The following is a 10557-nucleotide window of genomic DNA, read 5'->3' on the forward strand; positions in this document are numbered from 1 at the left end:
CCGGCGGATCTGAGGAACCTGTGGAAGGGACAGATGGGCGGCGCACTACGCCTGACGGCGGGATCCGGAGGCACATCCACCTGCGCCTTGTGCCACTCAACTCCGCACCCCGCCCGGCGCGGCTGCGGCGGAGGCGGCGTTCCCGGACTGCCGGTCCACGCACAAAGAAACGATCCGAAATGCCCGCGCAAACAAAGCTTCCACGTTTTCCACTTGCCCGGTCCGGCGGGCACGAACAACTTCCCGCGCAACGCGGCTGTTGCGCTTCGGCTACAAGCGCCCTACGTTGAGGGCCAACGGAAACTGATATGACTGCCAACAAATCATTCACAACTCGAATCGACCTTCCGGTCCACGTGCGGGAACGGATGCGCGCCCTTTTGCAACAGCAGGTCGCCGATACTTTCGACCTCTACAGCCAGACCAAGCAGGCCCATTGGAACGTCAAGGGCGCCCAGTTTTACAGCCTGCACGAGCTCTTCGACGATTTGGCCGGTGAACTGCTGGGCCAGATCGACCTGTTGGCCGAGCGCATCACCGCCCTGGGCGGCCTGGCGCTGGGCACGGTCCGAGCCGCCGCCAGTGCCTCGCGACTCCCCGAGTACCCGGCGGCAACCGTCGACAGCCTGCCCACAGTGGAGGCGCTGGCCGAGCGGTTTGCCGCCCTGGCTGCCTCCACACGCGCAGCCATCGAGGAAGCCACCCGCGCCGGCGACGCCGGCACGGCCGACCTTCTCACGGAGATTTCCCGCGCGCTCGACAAGGCCCTCTGGTTTTTGGAAGCCCACGCCCAGAAATAGAAAGCCCAGCCGCGCCGCAGGGTTCAGGAAACACGTCGGGGGCCGCGGCCCGGCGGCTTTTTGAAAATCGGTCCGAGAATCAGCCCATCCCGGGCGGACAGGCGCCCACAAGCGGATCCCCGCTGCGGATCCGAGACCCACAGGGCCCGGCCCTCCCTTGGTTGAGGCGCTGGGCCGGTGCGTGCTGTAGCGACCCGTTCGCACCCGGGCCGTCATGAATGACTGGCCACGCCCCCCAGGCCCTCGGAAATCGGGAGACGCCCACGGTGGGGGCGTGGAACCGCAATGCGGGCGGCCCGAGAAGCTGCACGCGGCTGCCGGACAAGTCCACCTTCTCGGGCGCGGCCGCCACGGGAGCGGAATCAGGGGACCATCAACGTCGCGAAGCGTTGCACGCACCCATGCGGGCAGCGCTGGCTCACCCGTCCGGTCCCGCGGTTTCAGAAGAGCCGAAAACCTGGACGTGAGCAGCCGCAGCCCTGTGGTGCTCCTGGCGATCGACGCACGGGCGACGCGGCAGGCGCCGTAGCTCGCATCTTTAAAGACCCCGGCGGCTCTGGACAAAAGCAGGGTGAGTCGCCCAAGTTCGCAGCTCGTTGAAAAAGGCGTGCTTCCAAAAAACCGGCTTCGATTTTCGAGGTCATCCAGAGGTTTCTTGCTGCGCAAAATGACTTTTTCCGCAGCCTTTTGGGTGGGGCAAAGGAGAACAACGCCGCACGGCGGAAACATTTCCCCTCTTGGTTTCCGCGGTAAAACCGGGAGGTCAGCCCGCGCATGCGGAAAGCCCAGCGACACTGCCAGAGGTTGCGACGGCCGACATCGCCCGCTTGACGGCGGCCCGGACGTTGCCGAGGCAGCATGAGCCCTGAGGGTTGCGGATCTCGCAGGCGCAGTGGCCGGCCTTGATTTCGGCGGCGATGCGTTCCGGGATGGTGCATTTCCCCGTGGCCCGGATTTCCTCTCTCACCATCGCTTCCGTGAAGCCAAAGCAGTAACACAGGGGCACGGGATCCTCGGTTTCCTTCAGGCCCACCCGCACCCGCACGTCTTGTTTGCGCAAACAGTCACCCTCCGGATGGAAATACACCACCTCGCAGTGCGACGAGCTGCAGAACAAAAAGCCCGGTTTGTTGACGCGATCCAGGTGCCACGGCTGCACCATGTGCTTCAGCGTTCGTGTTTCGACGCGTTGCCCGGGTTGACCACAAACCGGGCAGGCCGTCGCGGCCCCCTGGCCCGGCTCCGCCAGAGCCTCTTTCGCCCGCGGTGGGGTTGAGCAACAGCTTCCCATCGGAGAACTCCCTTCGAACTCTACCAAGAGTCGTCCCAACTTGCACCAGAACAAATCCAAACCGACCCCAAGGCTGAACCTTTCCCGGCGTCCGGTGAGCTGAAGCCCGACTCCACGACCCGTCAAACCTCAGCTGCCCAACCTGGGCGGAATCATCCGCTCCACCGGATCGCGGACTCCTCATCCGCAGGTTTCGAGAAAAGGGCCGGCATGGAACGGACCGGCGTCACATCGACCGTTCGTTGGCAATCCGACCGACTGCGAACCGTGCGTTCGCATCGCAACGAACCCACGCCGTCGAGCGTTCATTCCTCACCGGCCTCTTTTCGGTTCCCGAAGCTTCCCCTTCCACCGGGACGGTCGGGTTTGAACCTCGTGGTGTTAGTCACTGCAGGGATGCTCTCCGGAGGAATCCCTGCCCGCTTGGGGCGGGAGACCGCTTTCGTGGTGTCGAAACGAAGCCGAGTGCTTCAAATGCCCGGTTGTGCCTGCAGTTTCGCCCGAAGGTTGAGCGCGCCCGCCGCCCAATCCGTGCTCCGTAGCCTCGCCGTCAGAACGGCGCGCCGTTTTCGTCGGCGACGCCGGCAGGCGCGCAACAGGCGCCCGAACCCGGCAGCTCGCCTCGCAACAGCACCGACGACAGACCCGGAAACGCCGCCGCGGCCACCACCAGCGCGGTGGCCAACCATAGAAGAGTTCTGTTCCATCTGGCGACGGGTCGGGCCGCGCAGGCGGAGCCTTCCTCGCAAGCGGCTTTCGGCTTGCGATACGTCAGATACCAGGCCGCGGCCAGCAGGACGAACGCCACGACCAGAAACACCGGGCGCCATTTCTCGAACGCCGCGGATGCGGCAAAGCCGCCCGCGCCCAGCAGCACGGCCACCAGCGGGCCGATGCAACAAAGCGATGCGGTAATGGCGGCCAGCAGGCTGCCGGCGAGAGTGACCTTTTGCAGAGCGTTCCATTTGTCCATATGCGTTCTCCATCTTCGATGTCTTGCCCGAGCCTACGGCCTCTGGTCGGCTGGAGGGTCAAGGGCTTTTGGAAAAATGTTTCGGCCTGCCCGTCCGGGGTGGCAGGGGCAGCCGCTCGATCAGATCACAGAAGGCCCTGGCGCGTTTCCGGGGACGGGAGGTCTCCTCTTCCCATTGGGACACAAAGGCTTGGAGCCCGCCCCGAAATTCCTCCAGGGCCGCAAGCTGCATTTCCAACCCCGCCAAATGCCACCTAGCGATCTCGACTACTGACCTGCACGGGGCACGCCCTTGTCGGCCCAACGTCAGAATTTCTTTAATCTCCTCCAAGGCGAACCCCAGTGCCTGGGCCTTTTTGATGAACCGCACCTGGTCGAGCAGCCCCGGCGGATAACGCCGGTAGTTGGCAGCCGACCGTTCCGGCTCGGGCAGCCGACCGAGCCGTTCGTAGGAATGCAGCGTTTGCACGCCGACGCCGGCCTCCGCGGCGAGCTGGCCCACCCTTAGAGATCGTTTGGGTTTCATCGAGCGCCAGACGAACTCGGACTCGGCGCATTCCAGGCACGCCGTACTACCGGGGAGCCCGACGGAAAGACCGGAAAGCCACTCGGGGCGCAAATGCTTGTAGCCGGGGGTCGAAAAAGCCTTCATTTCTCGCGAGCACCCGCGGAACTCGTTGGTGGGGGAGGGACGACTTTGCGAAGAAAACTTCGCAGCCTGTCGAAGGGCGAGCTTGAATGTCCCTGCCCGCCCAACCCGACTGAGCAGCGTTTGGCGGGCCCCGGGACCGGTCGGAGGCCGTGGGCGGTTTTGGGGAGTGGCTGCTGCGGGAGGATGTGGACCCGATGCGCCGCCCGCCCCGGTGGGGTTGCCCGGCGATGCAACCGGAGGCGGCGCCGATCTCGGTGCGTCGCTGGCACCAGTGGCACGCGCTTCGCACCTTCCTTCGTCCACCCCCTGCTCATGCTCGGCTGCCACGCTCGCACAGTGTCGGCCCGACTGGCCCAGTGGTATCCCTGCCCTTCGAATCCAGTCCCGAGGCAGTTGGCCAGCGTAGCTGGCTGACAGCCAAGGAGTTTCGAAAGCTATACCCCAGCCCCCTGCGCCATCTGCAGTCCGGGGCGTTTCAGCTCCTCTTCGGCTACCTCCTGCACAGGCGGGACGGCGTTGACGCTTGGGGAAAAGCCGCCGTGCCTGCGCACCGGCCTGGGTCGCGGGGCTCTGGTGATTGGGAAACGGCCTGTGCGCAGTGAGAATGAACGTGGAAATGGAAAGCCGCGGGCAGTTCGAGCGCCGGGGTCGGAGCTGGCATACGCGGGAGAGCCGAAAGGTCGTGGCCGTTCCAACCGTTGGCCGTCACTTCGAAGGGCTAGCCAGACCCATGCAACCAGCCACTTCTGGAATGTCTCCTTCTAACCGCGACGACCACTTCGCGCCATGCCTGCTGAAGATTCTGCTTGATTTTCTGAACCAATGGCTCGTATAGCGACTGTCATGCGCCATCTGTTGAACGAGATTGCTCGGCCTTGGGCTGCTTTCGCCAGGACTGCGGCCACGCCGAAGGTGTGCGCGCACATTAGTCTCCTAATCCGGCGACCGCGTATGAAGGGAGGTGAATATGGACCGCGAGATGCTCGCTAATCTAATTGGCAAACGAGTCTTTATCGCCACAATGACAGGAGCTTTCTATCACCGAGCTACGTTGGACATGCTCGGTGATGAAGCGCTGCGTGCCAAGTTGGAGGATGGCCGAACGTTAGTCGTGCGGTACGATGAGGTCAGGGAAATCGTGGAGGAAAGCGAAACCGAATGAGCCCCGCCAAAACCCCTGCCGTGGCTGAAGGATTTTGACAGAACCTTCCTCTTGGAACGAGAGTCTTGAGCACGAGCGAATTGTACGGCATCCTATAAACCCTTGGCTGTTTTTGACAACATACCAGTTCCACCGGTTGACCAGAAGGGGGGGTGACGGTCCATGATCTCAATGCCCGACGAAAAACTGACGCGGATAGGCGTGTTTTATGACGGCGGATACTTTTCTGCTGTCAGCGATTACTATCGCTACGCGCATCCGCGGAAACAACGCCTCGAGCTGAAGGGATTGCATGAGTTTATCAGACATAAGGTTGCAGAATTGGAGGGTGTACACCCATCGCACTGCCGCGTCGTCGACGCACATTACTTTCGGGGCAGATTCTCGGCCACCGAAGCTGATCGAGCCGGTAAGCTTTTGGCCGAGCGCGCCTTCGACGACGTTCTGATGCACGCTGGGATTATCACTCATTATCTGCCACGAACGGACCAAGGTGAGAAGGGGATTGACGTCTGGCTGGCACTTGAAGCATTTGAGCTCGCCGTCTATAAGAGGTTCAACGTGCTTGTGCTGCTCGCATCCGACGGTGACTTCCTGCCGCTGGTGAGAAAAATCAACACGCTCGGCACGCGTGTGATGCTCCTTGCCTGGGAGTTCGACTGCACGGACGACAAAGGTCACCGGCATTCAACACGCGTGGCTAAAGCTCTTCTCGAAGAGGTTACATACCCCGTTCGTATGGAGCAAATCATCGGCGAAGGAAGGCACAGTGATGACGCCCTTGTGGAGGCGATGTTCCTGCAGGGCGAGGAACCAATCTCTGTGGATGAGGGCAGCTCGACGGCCCGAATGCCCGTTGAGGTGGGTAGACAACACAAGGGAATCATAGACCAGCTTGATGCTGCGGGCTTCGGCTTCATTGCGGATGAGCAGGCCCGAGAGTGTCGTTGGTTCTTTATTGCTAGGAATGTCAGGTCCGGGTTATTCCAAGAGCTCAAGGTGGGAGACTCGGTCCGGTTCAAGCTGGAGCCAAACCCCCGACGTCCGGGAGCCTTTTGGGCAGTTGAGATTGAAAAGGTTGAAAAGGAGTAGGCGTGCGCCCATTGTCGCGGGGCTTTCCATCCATAGGAGTGGGCGGAGCCCGAATGGCGAGTGTGCGACGCGGTGTTGCGCACGGTGCCAAGGGGATACGCCGGCTTCTTGGGCTCGAGGCGAAACGGATCCCGACCTGCCGAGCTCAGCCGGGCATCTGGGAAGGTGGTGCCGGATCGCCCTTTCAAGGAGGGCTGAGGCGGGAGATGGTTCATGACGTCACGCTCCAGCCGGGCCATGGGGAGAAAGGGGAGGAAAGCGGAGTTGTACACAGCGTATGCCTCAGGGGGATTCGTGCTCGCCGCGAGAGGCGTCAGCCAGCAGGACTGTATATTTACGCTCGCCGCGCACAGCAGCACGTGGGGCCGGCGTCATAAGGGAGCCAGGGGTTGTCGGTGGCCGGGATCCGCCGCAGCGAGGTGTTGAATCGCGCGACCCTGGTAGGTTGTTAAAAAAGTGCTTTGTGCCGACAGAAGATATGCGAGAATGTACGAAGAACCGAGGGACATTTTCGGAGGACACCTCTTTCTCAACACCCTGCCGGATTCAGGCGTGGGATCGGAAGGAAAACACAAGCCTGCTTCCCCAAAAGGGCCCTGCAGTCCCATTTGGGCCCGGATCCGTTGGGAAGACGCTGCTAGCAGGTCCCGCCAGTGATACTGCCCAGCTTCGCGGAGAGGTTTGACGCACTTGGCTTGGCGCAGTTCCTGATGAGGCGGAACGCGCCTCAACGCCGGCCGGAGTTCCGGTTCCGCAAGGGGGCGACCAATCGTGGACGCTGGGCACAAGCCGTGACCGTTCAGCAGCGGCCGGTGCGCCCCGGAGCACAGCCGGGCTTCCTGAGCCCGGGCCTTGCGACACGGCACGCAATCCGGGTCGGGCGTGGTTCGGTCCGCGGCTTTCCAGTGCTTTTACCCGAGGAGGTTCGGATTGCGGCTGTTCGGGTCCCGTCCTTGACCGATTGCACCTTCACAGCATCCGCGGGGCCTGGGTGACGAATCTCTTCAGGCTGGCCCACGAATCAATCATCGGACCGCCCATTGCGAAATGTTACTTGCTGAGCCAGCATCGGTCGCGACCGGCCATACAGACGTTTGCTACTGAAGATGATTGCTGTGATGACGGTGGTCATCTTGCTGGCCCCGCTTTTCATTCTGGTCTTAATCCTTCTCCCCAAAGAGATACGTCGTCAATACGTGGGCTCCCTTTTGTCGGAGATGACTGTTAGTTTGTGGCGACGGATTTTCGGGCCCAGGCGAGTTCGGACCACCGACCTCGGCCCCGCCCCGGCCGCTCGCGTTCAAGATGGTTGCTTCGGAGTTGAATATGATGACGCCAACCGTTTTCGGATTCCGGTGTGCCGGCGTCAGCTTACCCACGGGCGCCCCCGTGCACCTACGCGCATTCTTCTCGCCGCCGCTCCGTTTTGGAGGCTTCGCAGCACCTAAGCAGGGCCGGTCTGTTCAGGGCTTCGGCCCTATCGGCTCTGGAAAAGCTCGGCCTTCCCCAAAAGCGCCTTCGCGGGCTCCCGATGATAAAGGGTCGTCTTCCGTTACCGGACGTCTTGCACTGTGCTGGCACGGGCGAATGGACTACCGTTGCACAGACCGTCGGCCCGAACCGTGGAGCGTAGGGAGCCGAGCGCGACGTGTCCGCAAGACCGGTGCCGCTTCAAGCGCAACGGCCCGCTCTAGAGGTAGGTGGCGGACTACACTCTGTTGTGTCCTGACGCCGCCTGTCGGCACGCCCGCTCTCACCGGTTCAGACCGCACACGCGTCGCAACCACATGTCCCAAAGGCGATCCGTGCCACTGGCAGCAAGATGTGCCTGCAAACATGACCCCTTGTTTGGATAAAACGCGTGTGCTGTCCCAAGTCCATCGTACAGGGCCGCGTTGGCCCAGCGGGGCCACCACGCCAGGGGCTGCAAGTTGTGCGCCCGAACGCCGCGCGCTGTGGGTGCGTCCGTGTGCAGTGAACCTCCGCTCTACGTTGCCTCCCGTTTTGACAGGTGTGCAGCATTGCCCATGGAGCGGACAAGACAAGTATGTGTGTCGATTGGCACTTGGCCTCGACAAGGTTGATTCGCCGGCTACAGACAACGGTTTCAGGCGACGCCGTGCCTGCATGACACGATCCCACCGCCCAACAGCGGGTCTCGGTCGCAACGTTTAGTGTCGATATTCTGGAGGTCAGCAATGTCCACCTCTTGGATCCAACTGTGCCAACGCGCCAAACTCGCGTTTTCGGTCTGTCCATACCAGCACCACTCCCACGCAGACCAACAACATCGTATTTATCCAGCGCTGCTTCGCATCCCTGACACGCTTCAGATGTCACATGGCCGCTACCCGGACATTATAGGTATCGAAATATATGACGCCAACAACGGCAAGCCGCAATGCCACAAGGATCGATCATGGCGGTATAAACGGATCCCAAGCGGCCAAACGAGGAATATCCTTGGCACCCCAAACGCGGATCGCCAGGCACGAAGCCGCGTCAACCAGCAATGTATCGATCTCCACCAGGGTCACGTGGTGCCAGGCGCCTACTACTGTGACGGCACGCACCTTCATGCCTATGCGCATTACTTCGATGCGCTCATCTATGCTTCTCCTCATTCCGCCAGGCACTTAGAGTGTTCTTCGCAGTTGGTCCTCATCGCCTACAGCCTGCAGCAAAACGCTCCCGCGGCTGACGGGGATGCGGCTAAGATCAGGGCTCTGTGGGACAGTGCCGACCGGTTGGCCCAGGTGTGCCCATATGAAGACCTCTGGGACAGCGGAATGCCCATTCAGTCGTATGTGCTTAAGCTTGAAAAGCTACGGCTTGTGCACACTAACGGGTATCCGGGTGTGCAAGGGGTCACCATATATGGGGCTCAGGGGCGGCGAATACCTCGAAACGACCCGGTTCTTCGTCCGAGCGGGCATGTACGAGAACTGGCGCGGGGAAAAACAGTGGGCGAGTGGCAGAATCGCATATGGGAATTCATCAGCCATCGCGAGAAGCGGTTGATCACCGGGGCTTTCGTTGCGACGACCGAAGGTGTGTGCGCCTTTGCCCACGAAGTCGATTGTGTGTTTGTGCATGCCTATGCGCCGCAGCTTTCGCCGATGCAACAGTTGCTGGCATTGATGGAGAAGACAAAGGTGAGTATGTACCAGGGCAAGTTATTATTCGAGGTAGTCGGAGAGACAAGCTCCCCGGTCGTTGGCCGCAGCGAGTGGATAAACTATATGAGGGCAAGGCGTCCGGGGAATCCGGGTGTAATGATCACGCCCGAGGTCCCTCGCATGGCGCTGGTGTTTACTAACTGGATGCGGTTTAGCGAATGTGACGAACATGGCGACTCGTAGCTGCGTTTGTCGGGGCGGGCCGGCCAGTGGTAGGGTATTGGCGCAGAGGACGGCCGCTCCAGAGTTGACGCCGGTCGCGGGAACAAGTGGTCGCATATGCGGTGCGCAGATTGCACTCCGGAGAAAGATTCCGGAAGTGAAGCACCGCGGCGGGCCGGGCAGGATTGGCTTGACACCAAGGGACGGCTGTGTTTGAGTCGTATTGTCAGCATGATCTCCGCGGCTGCGCAGCAGGAAAGGTCACGGCAGCGTGGCACTGCTCCCCCAGGGCAGTGGTGGGAAGTGCGGGAAGTACGAGAGTTTTCGAAGCAGGTGGAGGGACGGCGGTGGCAGGGGCGTGAGGCCTTGCTTCTGAGGGAGCAGAAGACCATTGGCAGGCCCCTGGAGGCTTATTGTGGAGCGCTAGGGATTGTCTGCCGAGGCCTGGCCTCGGATGCAGCGGAGGAGGGGGCAAGGGCTGCGTTGGGTCTGGCAGCTTCGGGGAGTGGCGGAGGGCGGCCAGGTTCACTTGAGGAGCGCCGGGCTCGATACGAGAGGCCGGCCAGGTGCTGTGGGAGCGCCTACTGCGGGGCCAACGCTGTGGGTTTCCGAGGGCTTCAGAGGCGAACCTGTGCAGTGCGGGCGCGGCTGGTCCCCGCCGGCCGCTGCGGGTTCCGGCAGCCGAGGGGGTGTGAAGGCAACGTTGTGGCCGGCGTGAAAAGTTTCTCCTGTCGCTCCGCCGAGCCTCACGGGGGTATCAGCAGCCGTTCGGCGACCGCCGGGAGGGAAAAGGCTGACGAGAACCGGCAGCGGGGGCAAGGACGCACATGGAGCGGGTCCGCCGACGCCGCGGAGTCGATGGCATTGAAGGCGGGCGGCGGACCGTGGCGTTACCGGGCCGACTGGCGGTCTTCGGGATTGGCCCGGTACCCCGGGAGCGGTTTGCCGAATGCGAGCTTCTCAAAACGCGAATCGAGATCATGGTTCGGATGCTTCGTGGTGAACTGTTCCAGGCATCTTGGCCAGCAAAGGCACTTTGGTCGAATCAACAATAGCGGCAAGGGTATGAGTACCTTTGCTGAGCCTTTGCGGGCAGCGGGAGTGCTGCCACCGCAGAAGATGCTGCGGGCGGTCAGGGGCGAAGACCGCGGTGTGTCGGCTGTGCTGCGGAGCCGCTCCCGGTTTCGGCAATTCGATCTGCGTTCCACAGCGAAGAGCCAGGGCGCGGAAATGCCGGATATGGATG

7 protein-coding genes are annotated in these 10557 nt (G+C 62.0%); 4 read left to right on the plus strand and 3 right to left on the minus strand.

Annotated features, from left to right (window positions below):
• Window positions 1-308 precede the first annotated feature (308 nt).
• Entirely contained in the window at window positions 309-800 is a 492-nt protein-coding gene (gene dps / locus ACPDIT_RS06685) for a DNA starvation/stationary phase protection protein Dps (RefSeq protein ID WP_423442400.1), read from the plus strand.
• Between the two features lie 763 nt (window positions 801-1563).
• Here dps and ACPDIT_RS06690 read toward each other — a convergent pair.
• The 3 genes from ACPDIT_RS06690 to ACPDIT_RS06700 all read right to left on the minus strand — a co-directional run bounded on the left by ACPDIT_RS06690 (window position 1564) and on the right by ACPDIT_RS06700 (window position 3590).
• Entirely contained in the window at window positions 1564-2091 is a 528-nt protein-coding gene (locus ACPDIT_RS06690) for a putative iron-sulfur cluster-binding metallochaperone (protein WP_423442401.1), read from the minus strand.
• A 550-nt stretch (window positions 2092-2641) separates the two neighbouring features.
• Window positions 2642-3064 carry a mercuric transporter MerT family protein gene (locus tag ACPDIT_RS06695; RefSeq protein ID WP_423442402.1) on the minus strand — a complete coding sequence of 141 codons (423 nt, stop codon included), beginning with the start codon at window positions 3062-3064 and terminating at the stop codon, window positions 2642-2644.
• Window positions 3065-3122: 58 nt separating this feature from the next.
• On the minus strand, window positions 3123-3590 hold the full coding sequence (locus ACPDIT_RS06700; RefSeq protein ID WP_423442403.1) for a MerR family DNA-binding protein: 468 nt from the start codon (window positions 3588-3590) through the stop codon (window positions 3123-3125).
• Window positions 3591-4683: 1093 nt separating this feature from the next.
• On the opposite strand from ACPDIT_RS06700, the gene ACPDIT_RS06705 reads away from it, so the two are divergent.
• The 3 genes from ACPDIT_RS06705 to ACPDIT_RS06715 all read left to right on the plus strand — a co-directional run bounded on the left by ACPDIT_RS06705 (window position 4684) and on the right by ACPDIT_RS06715 (window position 9332).
• Window positions 4684-4878 carry a hypothetical protein gene (locus ACPDIT_RS06705; protein WP_423442404.1) on the plus strand — a complete coding sequence of 65 codons (195 nt, stop codon included), beginning with the start codon at window positions 4684-4686 and terminating at the stop codon, window positions 4876-4878.
• 162 nt (window positions 4879-5040) lie between these two features.
• The gene (locus tag ACPDIT_RS06710) at window positions 5041-5970 is read left to right on the plus strand and encodes an NYN domain-containing protein (RefSeq protein WP_423442405.1); all 930 of its coding nucleotides are present in this window, start codon (window positions 5041-5043) and stop codon (window positions 5968-5970) included.
• Window positions 5971-8168: 2198 nt separating this feature from the next.
• Window positions 8169-9332: a hypothetical protein gene (locus ACPDIT_RS06715; RefSeq protein WP_423442406.1), complete on the plus strand. Its 1164-nt coding sequence runs from the start codon at window positions 8169-8171 to the stop codon at window positions 9330-9332.
• Window positions 9333-10557: the final 1225 nt, after the last annotated feature.

It is taken from the genome of Limisphaera sp. VF-2, assembly GCF_049537125.1.
Classification (GTDB): domain Bacteria; phylum Verrucomicrobiota; class Verrucomicrobiia; order Limisphaerales; family Limisphaeraceae; genus Limisphaera.

What these genes read in the sequence shown, in the direction of transcription:
- dps (WP_423442400.1), top strand. Translation starts at nt 309, where the DNA reads ATGACTGCCAACAAATCATTCACAACTCGAATCGACCTTCCGGTCCAC.
- ACPDIT_RS06690 (WP_423442401.1), bottom strand. Translation starts at nt 2,091, where the DNA reads ATGGGAAGCTGTTGCTCAACCCCACCGCGGGCGAAAGAGGCTCTGGCG.
- ACPDIT_RS06695 (WP_423442402.1), bottom strand. Translation starts at nt 3,064, where the DNA reads ATGGACAAATGGAACGCTCTGCAAAAGGTCACTCTCGCCGGCAGCCTG.
- ACPDIT_RS06700 (WP_423442403.1), bottom strand. Translation starts at nt 3,590, where the DNA reads ATGAAACCCAAACGATCTCTAAGGGTGGGCCAGCTCGCCGCGGAGGCC.
- ACPDIT_RS06705 (WP_423442404.1), top strand. Translation starts at nt 4,684, where the DNA reads ATGGACCGCGAGATGCTCGCTAATCTAATTGGCAAACGAGTCTTTATC.
- ACPDIT_RS06710 (WP_423442405.1), top strand. Translation starts at nt 5,041, where the DNA reads ATGATCTCAATGCCCGACGAAAAACTGACGCGGATAGGCGTGTTTTAT.
- ACPDIT_RS06715 (WP_423442406.1), top strand. Translation starts at nt 8,169, where the DNA reads ATGTCCACCTCTTGGATCCAACTGTGCCAACGCGCCAAACTCGCGTTT.